Raw genomic sequence first — 14,033 nt, forward strand, 5'->3', positions numbered from 1 at the left:
CATCAGGCGATGCCGGTGGTGCGTTCGTCCTCCGTGAGTGGATCGGTCGTCAGGAAGGCCTCGGCCTGCTCGGCCGGCAGCATGTCGTTCAGCGCGAGAGAGCCTTCGGCCGATGGCCCGGCCCCGGCATCTGCCTCCGCGTCCGCGTCGAAGGCATCATCGGCAAACAGGGCGATCTCGCTGTCTTCTCCCAGGTCCAGCGCGATGTCGTCGTCCAGTTGCCCGACATCGGTATCGCCATCGACATCTGCATCCGCATCGCCCTCTTCGGCGAATGCGCCGAGCGGCACGACGTCGTCGTCGACCATCTGCAGGTCCAGCGTGGCAACCGGCGGCGCCGCGCCCTGCACGCTGCCGCTGACATTGACCGTCAGCGTAGCCGTATGGATCACGCCGTCCACATTCGCCTGGTACACGAAGGTGTCGACGGAGCTGCCAATCTCCGCGCGGCCATCCGGCGTGTAAGTATATGTGCCGTCCGCGTTGACGAGGAGCGATCCGAATTCCCCTGCAATCGACAGGGAAGCTCCGGTCGGGATTGTCTGGAAGGCGGCGCCATCCGCCGAGATGGCAAGGCCGCTGGGCTCCACGCCGGCCAGGAGATCGTTCTCGTACAGATTACCCGAAACGCCGAAGACGTCGCCCTGCTCGAAGTCGTTCAGGTTGGTGATGGTGCTCTCCACACCGATCGTGACGTTGCCGGCGACGCTGACGAGGCTGAAGGACAGCTCGCCGCGGACCCGGTAGGTGCCGGCCGGCACATCCAGGACCGAGATTTCCCCCGTGCCGCCGCTGCCCAAGAGGCTCAGCAACTGTCCCCCGCCGAACTGGCCGTACTGGGTCCAGGTGCCGTTCTGGAGCACCTCCACGAAGACCGTCACCCCGGAGCCGAGAGAAGCAAGCGCGCCGACCGACACGTTCAGGGTCAGATCCTGGGTCGTCCCCGCCGCGACGGTGATCGGAGCCGAGGTGAGATTGCCGGAGGGAAAAGCGGGTACGCCCGCGATGACGCCCGTCCAGCTATAATTGACCGCATTGGGGATCGCGATGCCCGGCTCGGTTACGTATTCATATTCGATGCCGGCTTCGACCGTATCGTCGGTCAGCCGCGCGCCATCGATATTGATCGTCAGCGACGCCTCGGAGGTCAGCGTGCCGTCGGTGATCGTATAGGTGAAGACGTCGCTCTGGCCGACCGAGGAAATCTGCCCGTTCGGCGTATAGGTGTAGCTTCCGTCGGGAAATATCTCCAGGGAGCCGTGCGCGCCTTCGATCACCGCGCCTTCCGGCCCGACGAGGACGGGTTCGCCCGTACCGAAGGTCACCTGCGAGACCACCGTTCCCTCGGTGACGATGTCCTCGCCGGGTTCGCCGTCCACATCGCCGTCGGGATCGATCACATTGCCCGAAGCCGGCGCGGGCGGCGTCGAGAAGCCGTGCTCGACCACATCGACCGTGACGGAAGTATCCTGGATGAGCGACAGCGTGTTGCTCAGCAGCGCTTGCGAAAGCGCGCCGAGCACCCCATCCACGAATTGCGACAGGCCGAGTGAGTTCAGGGCGTTGGAGACGATGCCGACGAGGTCTCCGGCACCGATGTCGGTCGTGACGCCGAGGATCGGCTCCAGGATGTTCCGCACGACGGTGCCGAGCGGCAAGCCGATGCCCGGCAGGAGCTCCCCATTGAGCGTGGTCTCGACCGCGTTCAATACGAGTGCCTGATTGTCGGCGCCCAGGACCACCCCACCCTGGCCGAGTTCGGACAGGGAGACGCCGTTGCCGTCGGCGTCGAGCAACGTACCGAGGGCGCTCTCACCCTTGCGCACGACGATGGTGTAATCGCCGGGGGCAAGCCCCGGAATGGTCGCCACGAGCGAATTGTCGCCCGTCGCACCAAGAACGCGCAGTCCGGCGGCATCGCCGATCAGCGGATCGTTGCTTGCCGTCGCCACGTAGACGCTGTTGCCCTGCGCATCCAGCACCTCGACATAGAAGGCGTCTGCAACGGCGATCAGCGCCGACTGGCTGACGGTGATGCGGACATCGCCCTGCGTGCCGTCCGCCACCGTGAAATTGATCCCGTTGGTCGTCGTGCCGTCGTCGAGCAGACCAAGGAGCTGCAGATTGCTGTCGGACAGCGTCTCCTGGGGAATGGACTGACGGACTCCGAGGTCGATCGAGACGACATCGTCCCCGGCCGAAACGTCGTCATCTGCATCTGCATCAGCGTCAGCGTCAGCGTCGGCGTCTGCATCCGCGTCTGCATCGGCATCAGCGTCAGCGTCGGCATCAGCGTCAGCATCCGCATCGGCGTCGGCGTCAGCATCCGCATCGGCGTCAGCATCCGCGTCGGCATCAGCGTCTGCGTCTGCATCAGCGTCTGCGTCTGCGTCGGCATCAGCATCAGCGTCCGCGTCAGCATCCGCGTCGGCGTCGGCGTCGGCGTCGGCATCCGCGTCAGCGTCTGCATCCGCGTCAGCATCAGCGTCGGCGTCGGCATCGGCGTCAGCGTCAGCATCCGCGTCGGCGTCTGCATCAGCATCGGCGTCAGCGTCTGCATCCGCGTCAGCGTCAGCGTCTGCATCTGCATCTGCGTCAGCATCCGCGTCTGCGTCTGCGTCGGCATCAGCGTCGGCGTCTGCATCCGCGTCAGCGTCAGCGTCTGCATCTGCATCTGCATCTGCGTCAGCATCCGCGTCTGCGTCTGCGTCTGCGTCTGCGTCGGCATCAGCGTCGGCGTCCGCATCTGCATCGGCGTCTGCATCGGCGTCTGCGTCGGCGTCGGCGTCAGCATCCGCGTCTGCGTCGGCGTCGGCGTCGGCGTCAGCATCCGCGTCTGCGTCAGCGTCGGCATCAGCGTCGGCGTCTGCATCCGCGTCAGCGTCTGCATCCGCGTCTGCATCAGCGTCGGCGTCAGCATCGGCATCAGCATCAGCATCCGCGTCGGCATCCGCGTCGGCATCTGCATCTGCATCTGCGTCAGCATCCGCGTCGGCATCTGCATCTGCATCTGCGTCAGCATCAGCGTCGGCGTCGGCGTCTGCATCGGCATCAGCGTCGGCATCCGCGTCGGCGTCTGCGTCCGCATCAGCGTCTGCGTCTGCGTCAGCATCGGCGTCAGCATCTACATCGGCATCCGCGTCGGCGTCTGCATCCGCGTCGTCACGATTGCTGGACCCGCTGCTCGCCGCCAGGGCGATACCGGCACCGGCGGCTCCCAAACCGATGAGCACCGGAGCGAAGTTACCGCCATCGGCGCCGATCAACTGGTCGACGTTCTGGATCTCGGCGAAACTGAAGTCGGCGAGGCCGTCGCCATGCTGGCCCGCCCAGAGAGTGCCATTCCCGTCCTGCAGCACGAGGTCGTTTTCCGTCGCCCCCTCACCTGCGACGTAGAAATTGACGATCCGGAAAATCCGTCCGTCCTGAAAACGAAGCACCAGATCGTCGCCGCTGCGCTGATAGCTGGCGATATCCTCCGGTGACGCCTGAACCGTGATGACACTTGCCCCGGAAAGGACGACGGTGTCTCCGGCGACATTTCGTGCGGAGCCTGTTTGCTTATCGGTGACGACGGCGGACATTCGCGTTCTCTCGCAGCTAGCGTTGTAAGCCGAGCGCGCCGGGATAGGCCGGTGACGAATACGTCCCGGTGGCGCGCGGATCTGAAGTCTAAAGGTCGGGCACCGTCGGACGACGGCGATCCAGTCAACGGCGCCGCAGTCGACCGGGGTCGAAGCGGGTGCCGCGTTTAGCTTTCAGACAGGCATACGGAGTTAAGCCGCGTCTCGCCCGAGGGCGATGCACCCATCCAAAGTGGTAGAGAACGATTGGCCAATCGCACTCATATTAGGTACATACGGTTGCATATGAGTCAATCAGCTTGCATGACGAGGTCGCAAAGCTGTGACCAAAATTTGTCAAGACGGCAACGAAATTTGGTCGAAGATCAGACTGGAGTGTGTTCGCCTCTGCGCAAAAGCGCTTCGGGCGAAGCCGGCTCCAGAACGCAACCTGACGAAGGCACCCGCTACCGCCATCGCCTGACGTAATCGACCAAAGCTCGCAGCTTCGGGGCCAGATTTCGACGGTTTGGGAAATACAGGTAAAAGCCCCCGAAAGGCGGACAATAGTCTTCGAGAAGGGGCACCAACTGGCCGGAGGCGACATAGGGCCTGAAGGTCTCCTCCATGCCGAAGGTGATGCCGCCTCCCGCACAGGCCGTGCGGATCATCAGCCACATGTCGTTTGTGGTGATCTCGGGATCGACAGCGACATCGTACTCGCGGCCGTCTTCACCGAACTCCCAACGGTACGGCGCCGTCTGCGGCGCGGGGCGCCAGCCGATGCAGCGATGCCGCGCCAGTTCGGACGGATGGGAAGGCTTGCCGAAGCGCTCGATATAGGCAGGCGCGGCGACCACCGTCTGGCGCTGCTCTCCCGAGACCGGGACGGCGATCATGTCCTGGTCGATCACCTCACCGAGCCGCACCCCGGCATCATAGCCCTCCGCCACGATGTCGAACTCCTCGTCCGTGACTGTCACGTCGATCTGAACGGCCGGATAGGCGTCCGCGAAGCCGGCCAGCAGCGGTCCCGAGATGAACCGTTCCGCAATCGAGGATACCGCCAGCCGTAGAAGTCCGCTTGGCGCACTGTCCCGATCCGCCGCAGCGTCCAGGGCCAGCCCCACCTCGGCAATGGCCGGCGCCACGCGTTGATAGAGCTGCTCGCCGGCCTCGGTCAGGCGGACGCTGCGCGTGGTTCGCTGAACCAGTGCGACGCCGAGGCGATCTTCCAGGCGGCGGATGGTCTGGCTGACAGCCGGCCGCGTCACGCCCAGATGCTCGGCGGCCGCGCGAAAGCTCCGCATCTCTGCGACAGCCAGAAAAACGGAAATCCCGGTGAGGTCGATAGCCATTGGTAACCGCACGTTACCAATGTAGTTACGATTGGGCAAGTTGTTCGCTCATAAGGCGGTCGCTAGCTTCCGGTCATCGAATTGGAGGTAGCCAAAAGATGACGCTTGCTGACTACAGACTACTCGGACGCTCGGGCCTGCGTGTTTCTCCGTTGAGCCTTGGCACCATGACGTTCGGATCGGACTGGGGCTGGGGCGCGGACAGTGACGAGGCCCGCCGCATCTTCGATCTCTACATCGACCATGGCGGGAATTTCATCGATACCGCCGTGAACTACACAAACGGGGCTTCCGAACGCTTCCTCGGTGCGTTCATCGGCGACAAGCGGGAGCGGGTCGTGCTTGCGACGAAGTTCACCATGGCCCGCGACCCCGGCAACCCCAATTCCGGCGGCAATCACCGCCTCAACATGGTGCGGTCCGTCGAACAAAGCCTGAGGCAGCTCGGCACCGACCGGATCGATCTGTTCTACGTCCATGCGTGGGACATGACGGCCCGGCCGGATGAAGTGATGCGGGCGCTGGACGACCTCGTCCGGTCCGGCAAGATCCTCTATCCCGGCATCTGCAATGCGCCCGCCTGGCGGATCGCCGAAATGCAGACCCTTGCCGATATGCGCGGATGGTCGCCCTTCGTCGCGCTTCAGATCGAATACAGCCTCGTGGAGCGGTCCGTCGAGCATGATCTCATGCCGATGGCCGCGGCAATGGGGCTCGGCGTGCTGCCGTGGTCGCCTTTGGGCGGCGGCGTGCTGGCCGGCAAATACACCAGGGCGGACGTCGAGGATTCACGCGAGGCAGCGGTATCTGCCAGCCGCAAGGGCGTCATCGCCTCATCCGGACATCTTACCGAGCGCTCGATCGAGATCGCGCAGGAGGTGCGCGCCGTGGCCGAAGAGGTCGGGTCGACACCGTCCCAGATCGCGCTGGCATGGACGCTCGCCAACCCGACGGTCGTATCGCCCGTCATGGGCGCCCGCACCCTTGCCCAGGCACAGGAGAATCTCGGCGCTCTCGACGTGGCGCTGTCACCGGAACAGCTCGATCGCCTGAACCGGGTCAGCGAGCCCGACCCAATCTTCCCGGCCCGCTTCGTGAAGCGCCCGCTGGTCGAGCAGCTCATCTTCGGCGGGGCCTCCGTGGCCCGCCGCGCCTGAAAACCCACCGCCTTCAACATACCGACGAAAGGAACGATCCCATGACCATGCTCTCATCACGCTCCCGCCGCACAGGCGCCGGCCGCGCGCTGTTCATCGCCGCGGCATTCCTGGCCGTCATCGCACCCGCTCATGCCGAGATCACAGCGTCCGACCCAGGCGCCGAGACCCATGAAACCGCCATAGAGCAGCGGAACAAGGCAATCGTCCACGAGGCATTCGAGACATGGCGCGAAGGCACCTATGTTTTTGCGGCGCTTCTCGCCCCCGATGTCGTCTGGACGATCCATGGCTCCGGCCCTGTCGCGGGCACCTATCGCAGCCAGGACGACTTCGTCGAACGTGCGTCCCGACCGCTGACCAGCCGGCTGGCAAGTCCTGTCGTACCCGAGGTCCGCAACATCTATGCCGTCGGCGACACGGTCCTGATCCGCTTCGACGGTTCGGCGACGACGACATCGGGCGCACCCTACCGCAACCAGTTTCTCTGGATGTTCCGGATGAAGGACGGCCTTGTCATCGAGGCCGAGGCGTTCCTGGATCTCGTAGCCTACGACCAGGTCGTCCAGAACAACGAGCCGCGCGCGCAATAGCCTCAAAGCCGCACCTGCCACGGCCGTTCCGCGCATCGTGCGGGGCAGCCGACCGCGGAAACCTTCGTAGCCGACACCCACCATCGATATCCCGGGAGCCATCATGCGACACACATTCGCTGCCCTGATGACCGCAACCCTCTTGAGCCAATCCGTACAAGCGGAGGAGCCTGTTTTGCCGACCAACCATCCCTATGCCGGAATGTGGGTCACCGACGACGGTCGTGTCCGCCACGAACTCCTGCCCAATGGCCGCTATATCGAGGCGCGGGGCACGCGTGAGCGCGCCTATGAAGGGCGCTATGAAGTGGCCGGTACGCATATCGAATATTGGGACGACACCGGCTTCACCGCCGATGGCGACTTCGTGGACATCGATACGCTGCATCACGGCGGCATGATATTGCGCCGGCGCGCGGAGCCCGTCGCCCAGCCCTGATGGTTATACTGCGGCGCCGGCGCCGTTCCACTGCTTCAACAGGTCGATAAAGGCCCGGAGCGGCGATGGGACGTGCCGGCTGCGCGGGTAGTAGAGCGCCAGGCCGGGTATCGGCGGGCACCAGTCTTCCAGAACGCTCACAAGTCGACCCGCGTCCAGAAGCGGCCGGGCGAAATGCTCTGGCACATAGGCAATACCGCTTCCGGCCGCCGCCGCCTGCACAAGAAGGTCATTGTCGTCGAGGGTAAGATTGCCGGGCACGTCGATCGCGATTTCGGCACCGCGTCTGGCGAACTCCCAACGATAACGCTTCCCGCTGGGTAGGCGCTGACGGATGCAGCGATGCGCATTGAGATCGTCGGGCGTCTTCGGTGTCGGCTTGCCCTGCAGATAGGACGGCGCGGCCACGGTTATGAAACGGACGTCGCCTCCGAATTTCACCGCAACCATGTCTCGCGGCACCGCCTCCAGCAGGCGCACGCCGGCATCGAAACCCTGATCCACGATATCGATGAGCCGCCCCTCCGACACCAGGTCGAGCTCGACATCGGGGTAGATATCCAGAAAGCGCGGCACGATGCCTGCAAGCAGGATAGCGGCGCCGCTCTTGTTCGCATTGATCCGCAGTGGACCACTGGGGGTTCCGCGCTCCTCCGAGAGCGAATCGAGCGCCCGGTCCAGATCCTGAAGGACCGGGTCGAGGCGCGCGAGCAGGTTTGCCCCGGCCTGGGTAAGCGATACGCTTCGCGTCGTGCGGTTGAAAAGCCGCACGCCCAGCTTTCCCTCGAGGCCGATGATCGCGTGGCTGAGCGCGGAGCGCGAAACGCCAATGACATCGGCCGCCCGACGAAAACTCCGGTGGCTGGCCACGGCGGCAAACGCCGCCAGATCGTTCAGGCTCGGGCGATCCATTCGTGAATAATCCTCACCACATCATCCCATATTGACCGACTTATATCACGAATGGTGCGGCTTTACATTTGGAGGCACACAAAACAGGAGTTCGCATGACCAAGACATGGCTCATTACCGGCGCTACTTCGGGTCTCGGCCTTGAGATGGCGCAGCAGCTTCTTGCTGAAGGTCACACGGTGATCGCGACGGCGCGCCGTCCCGATGCCCTGGCGCAGCTCGGCCGGGATAACCCGGCCCGCCTGCATGTCGTCCAACTCGACCTGGTCGATCCGGACAGCATCATTTCTGCGGTCGACGATGCCTTCAAGCGACATGACCGGATAGACGTGATCGTCAGTAATGCCGGTTATGGCCTGTTCGGGGCTGCCGAAGAGATCACGACGGCGCAGATCGACCGGCAGATCGCAACCAACCTTGCCGGATCGATCCATCTGATCCGGGCGGTGCTGCCGCACTTGAGACGGCAGGGCGGCGGGCGGATCGTCCAGGTGTCTTCCGAGGGCGGACAGATCGCTTATCCGGGCTTCAGCCTCTATCACGCGACCAAATGGGGCATCGAAGGCTTCGTCGAATCCGTTGCGCAGGAAGTGGCTTCCTTCGGCATCGACTTCATCATCGCCGAGCCTGGCCCGACGGGCACGAATTTCGGCGCCAGCCTCGACCTGGCAGAGCCCATGGCTGCCTACAAGGAAACCCCTGCCGGCGCCATTCGCCGTGCTTTCAGCGACGGAAGCTTCGAGATCAAGGGCGATGCGGCCCGGACCGTGGCCGCGATGATCTCGGCTGCCGAAAGCGATGCGCCGCCCTTGCGCCTGACGCTCGGCAGCACGGCCTATTCCTCGATCTCACAGGCGCTTCAGAAGCGCCTGACGGCCATTCAGGCACAGCAGGCATTGGCGCACTCGGCCGATCGGCAGGGCCGATGACCAGCGTCAACGGCGTGCACGCCGACTTTCTGAGGGGAAGCACCATGCCCATCCGACCGGTCGCAATGGCGCTCGCTCTGGGCATGTTCCTGTCGCCTGCTCTCGCGCAGACCGTCGGCGAAAATCAGGTGGTGGGAACCTGGAGGTTGGTGTCGGCGACAATCGATCCCGGCGGACAGAACATTCCCGCCTATGGAAACAACCCCAGCGGCCTTCTCGTCTTTACGCCGGATATGCACTTTTCGGCGGTCATCACCGATGCCGATACACCCCGCTTCGCCTCCGGTACCCGTGGAGAAGGAACAAGCGAAGAGAACCGCATGGCCGTATCCAGCAGTATCGGATTTTTCGGTCGCTACACCGTCGATGACAGAGGCGACTTCAGCGGAAACCGCGTCGAAGGATCGACCTTTCCCAATTGGGTCGGGAGCGTTCGGACCCGGGATGATCTGAGGATGGTTGTGGAAGGTGATCGCATGACCGAACATTTCAGGCGACCCGAAGGCACGCAAATCAGCATCGAGTGGCAGCGCGTCAGATAGACCGTGGCGCCGTTACGGGCGGGTTGTCCTATCGTAGCGCCTGACATGGTCCAGAAACGCCCGCATGGTCGCGCTTGGAAGGCGCCGGCTTGGGTAGTACAGAAACCAGTGCGGCAATGTCGGGCTCCAATCGGGCAGCAGCTCGACAAGCCTGCCATCCCGGATGTGGGGTTTGGCATAGTCGTCGAAGATATGGGCAATGCCCCTGCCGGCCAGCGCCGCCTGCAGCTCGTTGTGGGCCGAGCTTACCGTCAGGCGGCCCGTGGGAGTAACCTCGATGTCTTCGCCGCCTTTGGCAAACTGCCAGTTGACCAGGGTGCCCCCGGGAAATCTGCGCTTGATGCACTCATGGCCGACAAGATCGTGCGGCACCCACGGTTGACCGTGCCCCTCGATGTAGAGCGGTGAAGCGACGATCGCATAGCGAAGAGGCGGGCCAAGCGGCAACGCGATCATGTCCTGCGCCAGTTGCCTGCCGAATCTGACGCCGGCGTCGAAGCCCTGTTCCACGATGTCGATCACCGCCGCATCGCTGACGATTTCGATGTTCACTTTGGGATAGGCATCCATGAAGTCGAGCGCCAGCGGGCAAAGGATATGATCCACCGCCGGTGCCGGTGCGTTGATCCGCAGCGTTCCCGATGGCGTATCCCGCAGCTCGTCGATCTCTGCGACAGCAAGGCGGATGTCGCTCAGCGCCGGTGCCAGGCGCTCGAGAAGACGCTGTCCCGCTTCGGTGGGCGACACGCTCCGTGTCGTACGATTGAGCAGCCGAATTCCAAGCGCCTCTTCCAGGGCATTCATCGTCTGGCTTAGAGCCGACGAAGACACGCCGCGCTCCAGCGCCGCCGCGCGGAAACCGCCGCAGCGGACAATCGAGACGAATACATCGAAGCTGTCGAGCCGAACGGCATTCATTGCGAAGATCTTCTAATCAAGCTGATCACGATTGCGCATCTTATCGGCTGTATTCCCGCATGTCATGGTCGCGGCACGTGCCAAGCCAAAAGGGTCAAACCGATGAGTGCCTTCACCCTCAACCGACGTGCCATCATGCTGTCCGCCGTCGCAGGCGTATCGAGCGCGGTCGTGCCCGCCATTGGCGGGCCCGGCGGCGCGATGGCCGAGGCCACACCCTCGCTCACCGGCAATTCCGGCTGCTACCGTTTCCGTGTCGGCGACATCCAGGCAACCGTCCTCAGCGACGGCGTCATCGGCGGCCCGCCGCGCGTCTACGCAAGCGATGCGCCCGAGGCAGAGCTGGAAGCGGTGCTGCGGAACGCGTTTCTTCCCACCGACCACATGGCGCTGAACCTCAATACGTTGCTGATCGAAACCGGCGGGCGGCGAATTCTGATCGAGGCGGGCGCAGGCAAGACGATGGGGCCGAATGGCGGACGCATCTTCGAGAATCTGGCGGCAATCGGGCTCGGTCCTGCCGATATCGACGCCATCGTCATCTCTCATACCCACCCCGACCATGTGGGCAATCTCAGAACGGCGGATGGCGGCAAGGCCTTCCCCCGCGCCACTGTCTTCGTTCCGAGGGCGGATTGGGACTTCTTCGTCCGGACCGATCCCGACCTTTCCTACATGCCCGTCCCGCAGGGGTTCCGCGAGCGTTTCGCGGCAGCCATCAAGAGCAGCCTCGTGCCGGTGGAAGACGATCTGACGCTCTATGAAGCCGGCGCCGAGATCGTGCCCGGCCTTACGACGATCGTCGCGGCGGGCCACACGCCGGGCATGGCGACGTTTCTGGTCCATTCCGGCAATGACCAACTGCTGCTGACGGCAGACCTTGCCTACCACCCGGTCGTCAACGTGGACAGGCCATGGGTGCCGGGCCCGGACCGCGACAAGGAGACGGCCCTTGCGTCGCGCCGGCGCATCTTCGACCGGGCCGCGGCCGATCGCGCACTCGTGCTCGGCTTCCACTTCCCGTTCCCCGGGCTCGGTCGGCTGCTCAAGACCGATGGCGCCTACGTCTTCGTGCCCGCCAATTGGCAGTTCTGATGTTTAGTGAATGCGCAAACCTCCTGCTGGAATTTCGACGCTGGACAGGCTATATGACCATCTACATGGTCAGGAGCGGAACATGGGTGCGGTCAATCTGGCAGACGCCAAAGCTCATCTGAGCGAATTGGTAGACCGGGTCGAAGCGGGGGATTCGATCGACATCGCCCGTCGCGGCAAGCTGGTCGCGCGGCTCACAGCCGTGGTCAAGCCGCGCAAGCCTATCGATGCTGTACTGCTTCAGTCGCTGACGGCAGCGATGCCGCCGCAGTCCCGCACTGCCGCCGATTTGGTACGGTCAATGCGGGATGGCGACCGCTACTGATGCTGTACCTCGACACGTCGCTGGTTGTTGCGGCGCTCTCCAACGAAGCCATGACGCCGCGTGTTCAGGCCTGGCTGGCTGAACAGGACCCGGCCCTGCTTCTGATCAGCGACTGGACCGTCACCGAGATGTCGTCCGCCATGGCGATCAAACTGCGAACCGGGCAGATCACGCTTGAGCAGCGTGCGGCGGCGCTTGCCATGTTCAACAAGCTGGTTGTCGAAAGCTTCACCATGCTGACCGTAACAGGGAGTCAGTTCCGCGCGGCGGCAAGGTTTGCCGATCAGCACGCACTTGGACTCCGTGCCGGTGATGTTCTGCATCTTGCCGTTGCGTCGGAGCATGGCGCTACAGTGCATACGCTTGACCAGCGGCTTGCCGACGCCGGTCCGGTTTTCGGCGTCCCGGCGCAGTTGCTGGCATGATCCCTGACTATGCCTGCTGCGAAGCGAGCACGTAGGCGACCACAGCGTTGGCATGCCCGTGACCGAAGCCATGGTCGTTCTTCAGCATAGCAACGAGTTCCATGTGCTTTGCGGGTTGGTGCTGCCGCACCAGCTCTTGCCACTCCGAGATCGGACGCCCGTACTTCTTTTCAATAGAGGGAAAGTATGAAGCCGGTCCTTTGACGACATTGTCGGCCATTTCCATTCCTCCACGCATTGAGTTTAGCCTTCCATTCTCAGCTTCGGGCAAACCCGGCGCAAGGCCTGCCATGTCGTGACGATCAGGATCGACAACAGCGTCTCGGGCGGACGCGTCCCGGAACAAGTGATCGGCGCCCGATGTCCATTCCCACTGCTGATCCGCATGGTTTCTACCTATATAATGGGCCAGGGCAGCGTAACCGGATGGGCAGTACGGAGAGGATCAGGCAATGAGCGTGGCGTTCGTGAAAGAGCCGAACGAAGATCAGGTCGAAAGCCTGCCGGAACGCGACCTCGGCACCGACCCGAACTTCGTTACGGTGCGTGGCCTTGCGATGCTGGACGAGGCCATCGAGGCCGGCCAGGCGCAATTGGAGGAGGCTCAATCCGCGGGCAACAAGATCGCCGTTGCCATGATCCGGCGCGACCTGCGCTATTGGCGCGCCCGTCGCTCGACGGCCGAAGTCGTGATCCCCCGAGAAGACAGCGATCTCGTCCAGTTCGGGCACGCCGTTACGATCCGGCGCCCCGGCGGTCAAATTCAGGTCTTTCGCATTGTCGGCATCGACGAAGCCGATCCCGGAAAGGGGCTGATCTCCTACCTGTCGCCGCTGGCGCGCCAACTCGTCGGCAGGGAAGAAGGGGAAACCGTCCGCGCCGGTGCGGGTGAGGCCGAGATCGTTTCGATCCTCTGCTGACATGAGCTGAACAACTTCAGCCAGCTAAGAGTATCCGTGTCGCCGCATATGAATGGCTCTGACCGACTGGCGTCGGGTTGCCTGAATCGAGGTTAGCGTCCGACATATGAGGGGCTGACACGCGGCGTCCTGGCAGGACCAGGATGTGAACAAAACCTGATGTGAACCGTTATTGCGTTTTCAACTCAGATTTTTTGGCATTATGAAACTTTCAAAAATCGAAAGCGCTGCGGTCGCCACTCTTACGGCTGGGCCGGTCACGATAACACGCGAAGATAGCCGCTGGATTGGTCTTCCAAACCAGATCCGATCGATCAGGACTTTCGAGATCCTGCAGCGCAAAGGTGTTGTGCAAAGCAGAACCATCGAGGGAGGATTCGAGTTTAGCTTACGTGCGCCGGACCTTTAGCGGCGCAAACGTAACGTGAGAAAAGCTATGCGCGATGGATTGTATCTCTACTCGACCGGCCCCAGCGACAGGCGCGATGCTGTCGGGACCGCTATTGTCGTGGGAACACGCATCTATGGTCAATCCGAAGGGCAGGTCTTTTCCGGTCAGCTAAGCCGTACACCAGCCGGAGTAAGTGGCTTCTCGAAGCTGGTGTACGAGTTGGAGGTTGGTCCTGCCGAGCGCGAATATCTCATCAAGTTCGAGGGTGAGATTGTCGACAATGGCGCGCGCTTGCGCTGTGTGCCGAATAACGTTGCGGAGGAGGCATACTATGCGGACCTCGTGCTCGTGAGCACCGAGTAGCGCATGGTGCAGCCCGCGACGGTAAACTGACGGTCCGACTGCTGATAGGGCCGACATTTCCAGCAAGCCCCCGACCAGTGCCGTGTCGACTTGGTCGCCTGTG

Annotated in this window: 16 protein-coding genes and 1 pseudogene; 10 read left to right on the forward strand and 7 right to left on the reverse strand. The window is 63.2% G+C overall.

The genetic code is table 11. The annotated features are described in order from the left end of the window. Positions 1 to 2: 2 nt before the first annotated feature. The 4 genes and pseudogenes from AUL31_RS20695 to AUL31_RS10745 all read right to left on the reverse strand — a co-directional run bounded on the left by AUL31_RS20695 (position 3) and on the right by AUL31_RS10745 (position 4,921). Positions 3 to 2,066 carry an Ig-like domain-containing protein gene (locus AUL31_RS20695; RefSeq protein WP_060605822.1) on the reverse strand — a complete coding sequence of 688 codons (2,064 nt, stop codon included), beginning with the start codon at positions 2,064 to 2,066 and terminating at the stop codon, positions 3 to 5. Continuing rightward, a complete protein-coding gene (locus AUL31_RS20700) occupies positions 2,012 to 3,124 on the reverse strand; it encodes a hypothetical protein (protein WP_060605825.1) in 1,113 nt (370 codons plus the stop codon). Before AUL31_RS20700 ends, AUL31_RS20695 begins: the two co-directional genes overlap by 55 nt. A gap of 187 nt (positions 3,125 to 3,311) precedes the next feature. After that, positions 3,312 to 3,584 (reverse strand): annotated as a pseudogene (locus AUL31_RS20875) (BapA/Bap/LapF family prefix-like domain-containing protein); the annotation flags it as partial. A 446-nt stretch (positions 3,585 to 4,030) separates the two neighbouring features. Beyond that, a complete protein-coding gene (locus AUL31_RS10745) occupies positions 4,031 to 4,921 on the reverse strand; it encodes a LysR family transcriptional regulator (RefSeq protein ID WP_060605827.1) in 891 nt (296 codons plus the stop codon). 98 nt (positions 4,922 to 5,019) lie between these two features. Between AUL31_RS10745 and AUL31_RS10750 the strand changes: the two genes are divergently transcribed. From AUL31_RS10750 to AUL31_RS10760, 3 genes are all read left to right on the forward strand, one after another. Further along, entirely contained in the window at positions 5,020 to 6,078 is a 1,059-nt protein-coding gene (locus AUL31_RS10750; RefSeq protein ID WP_060605830.1) for an aldo/keto reductase, read from the forward strand. A 41-nt stretch (positions 6,079 to 6,119) separates the two neighbouring features. Beyond that, entirely contained in the window at positions 6,120 to 6,671 is a 552-nt protein-coding gene (locus AUL31_RS10755) for a nuclear transport factor 2 family protein (RefSeq protein ID WP_060605833.1), read from the forward strand. Positions 6,672 to 6,774: 103 nt separating this feature from the next. Beyond that, positions 6,775 to 7,110 (forward strand): Atu4866 domain-containing protein, encoded by a 336-nt coding sequence (locus tag AUL31_RS10760; protein ID WP_073469110.1) that lies wholly within the window; start codon positions 6,775 to 6,777, stop codon positions 7,108 to 7,110. A 3-nt stretch (positions 7,111 to 7,113) separates the two neighbouring features. On the opposite strand, the gene AUL31_RS10765 is transcribed toward AUL31_RS10760, so the two are convergent. Further along, positions 7,114 to 8,022, reverse strand: coding sequence for a LysR family transcriptional regulator (locus tag AUL31_RS10765; protein WP_060605836.1), 909 nt, complete (start codon positions 8,020 to 8,022; stop codon positions 7,114 to 7,116). A 95-nt stretch (positions 8,023 to 8,117) separates the two neighbouring features. Here AUL31_RS10765 and AUL31_RS10770 point away from each other — a divergent pair, with 95 nt between their 5' ends. Then, positions 8,118 to 8,951, forward strand: a complete 834-nt coding sequence (locus AUL31_RS10770) for an SDR family oxidoreductase (RefSeq protein ID WP_060605839.1) — start codon at positions 8,118 to 8,120, stop codon at positions 8,949 to 8,951. Continuing rightward, positions 8,948 to 9,493, forward strand: a complete 546-nt coding sequence (locus tag AUL31_RS10775; RefSeq protein ID WP_306302613.1) for a lipocalin-like domain-containing protein — start codon at positions 8,948 to 8,950, stop codon at positions 9,491 to 9,493. The genes AUL31_RS10770 and AUL31_RS10775 overlap by 4 nt, the downstream gene beginning before the upstream one ends. A gap of 12 nt (positions 9,494 to 9,505) precedes the next feature. Here the strand turns inward: AUL31_RS10775 and AUL31_RS10780 are convergent, their stop codons facing one another. Then, the gene (locus tag AUL31_RS10780) at positions 9,506 to 10,411 is read right to left on the reverse strand and encodes a LysR family transcriptional regulator (RefSeq protein WP_060605842.1); all 906 of its coding nucleotides are present in this window, start codon (positions 10,409 to 10,411) and stop codon (positions 9,506 to 9,508) included. Between the two features lie 102 nt (positions 10,412 to 10,513). Here AUL31_RS10780 and AUL31_RS10785 point away from each other — a divergent pair, with 102 nt between their 5' ends. The 3 genes from AUL31_RS10785 to AUL31_RS10795 all read left to right on the forward strand — a co-directional run bounded on the left by AUL31_RS10785 (position 10,514) and on the right by AUL31_RS10795 (position 12,256). Continuing rightward, positions 10,514 to 11,506, forward strand: a complete 993-nt coding sequence (locus AUL31_RS10785) for an MBL fold metallo-hydrolase (RefSeq protein ID WP_060605845.1) — start codon at positions 10,514 to 10,516, stop codon at positions 11,504 to 11,506. Between the two features lie 82 nt (positions 11,507 to 11,588). Further along, positions 11,589 to 11,831, forward strand: a complete 243-nt coding sequence (locus tag AUL31_RS10790; protein WP_060605848.1) for a type II toxin-antitoxin system Phd/YefM family antitoxin — start codon at positions 11,589 to 11,591, stop codon at positions 11,829 to 11,831. Further along, complete coding sequence (locus tag AUL31_RS10795; protein ID WP_060605851.1) at positions 11,831 to 12,256, forward strand: type II toxin-antitoxin system VapC family toxin; 426 nt, start codon at positions 11,831 to 11,833, stop codon at positions 12,254 to 12,256. The genes AUL31_RS10790 and AUL31_RS10795 overlap by 1 nt, the downstream gene beginning before the upstream one ends. A 7-nt stretch (positions 12,257 to 12,263) precedes the next feature. On the opposite strand, the gene AUL31_RS10800 is transcribed toward AUL31_RS10795, so the two are convergent. Then, positions 12,264 to 12,476: a DUF4287 domain-containing protein gene (locus AUL31_RS10800; RefSeq protein ID WP_060606114.1), complete on the reverse strand. Its 213-nt coding sequence runs from the start codon at positions 12,474 to 12,476 to the stop codon at positions 12,264 to 12,266. A 232-nt stretch (positions 12,477 to 12,708) separates the two neighbouring features. On the opposite strand from AUL31_RS10800, the gene AUL31_RS10805 reads away from it, so the two are divergent. Both AUL31_RS10805 and AUL31_RS10810 read left to right on the forward strand, forming a co-directional pair. Next, positions 12,709 to 13,176: a GreA/GreB family elongation factor gene (locus AUL31_RS10805; protein WP_060605854.1), complete on the forward strand. Its 468-nt coding sequence runs from the start codon at positions 12,709 to 12,711 to the stop codon at positions 13,174 to 13,176. Between the two features lie 436 nt (positions 13,177 to 13,612). After that, positions 13,613 to 13,930, forward strand: a complete 318-nt coding sequence (locus AUL31_RS10810) for a hypothetical protein (RefSeq protein WP_060605856.1) — start codon at positions 13,613 to 13,615, stop codon at positions 13,928 to 13,930. Positions 13,931 to 14,033: the final 103 nt, after the last annotated feature.

Source organism: Aureimonas altamirensis (genome assembly GCF_001463885.1).
GTDB lineage: Bacteria > Pseudomonadota > Alphaproteobacteria > Rhizobiales > Rhizobiaceae > Aureimonas > Aureimonas altamirensis.

Excerpts from the sequence above, each read along its gene's own strand:
- AUL31_RS20700 (WP_060605825.1), bottom strand. The coding sequence starts at position 3,124 with ATGCTGACGCCGATGCTGACGCAGACGCAGACGCTGATGCGGACGCAG.
- AUL31_RS10745 (WP_060605827.1), bottom strand. The coding sequence starts at position 4,921 with ATGGCTATCGACCTCACCGGGATTTCCGTTTTTCTGGCTGTCGCAGAG.
- AUL31_RS10750 (WP_060605830.1), top strand. The coding sequence starts at position 5,020 with ATGACGCTTGCTGACTACAGACTACTCGGACGCTCGGGCCTGCGTGTT.
- AUL31_RS10755 (WP_060605833.1), top strand. The coding sequence starts at position 6,120 with ATGACCATGCTCTCATCACGCTCCCGCCGCACAGGCGCCGGCCGCGCG.
- AUL31_RS10760 (WP_073469110.1), top strand. The coding sequence starts at position 6,775 with ATGCGACACACATTCGCTGCCCTGATGACCGCAACCCTCTTGAGCCAA.
- AUL31_RS10765 (WP_060605836.1), bottom strand. The coding sequence starts at position 8,022 with ATGGATCGCCCGAGCCTGAACGATCTGGCGGCGTTTGCCGCCGTGGCC.
- AUL31_RS10770 (WP_060605839.1), top strand. The coding sequence starts at position 8,118 with ATGACCAAGACATGGCTCATTACCGGCGCTACTTCGGGTCTCGGCCTT.
- AUL31_RS10775 (WP_306302613.1), top strand. The coding sequence starts at position 8,948 with ATGACCAGCGTCAACGGCGTGCACGCCGACTTTCTGAGGGGAAGCACC.
- AUL31_RS10780 (WP_060605842.1), bottom strand. The coding sequence starts at position 10,411 with ATGAATGCCGTTCGGCTCGACAGCTTCGATGTATTCGTCTCGATTGTC.
- AUL31_RS10785 (WP_060605845.1), top strand. The coding sequence starts at position 10,514 with ATGAGTGCCTTCACCCTCAACCGACGTGCCATCATGCTGTCCGCCGTC.
- AUL31_RS10790 (WP_060605848.1), top strand. The coding sequence starts at position 11,589 with ATGGGTGCGGTCAATCTGGCAGACGCCAAAGCTCATCTGAGCGAATTG.
- AUL31_RS10795 (WP_060605851.1), top strand. The coding sequence starts at position 11,831 with ATGCTGTACCTCGACACGTCGCTGGTTGTTGCGGCGCTCTCCAACGAA.
- AUL31_RS10800 (WP_060606114.1), bottom strand. The coding sequence starts at position 12,476 with ATGGCCGACAATGTCGTCAAAGGACCGGCTTCATACTTTCCCTCTATT.
- AUL31_RS10805 (WP_060605854.1), top strand. The coding sequence starts at position 12,709 with ATGAGCGTGGCGTTCGTGAAAGAGCCGAACGAAGATCAGGTCGAAAGC.
- AUL31_RS10810 (WP_060605856.1), top strand. The coding sequence starts at position 13,613 with ATGCGCGATGGATTGTATCTCTACTCGACCGGCCCCAGCGACAGGCGC.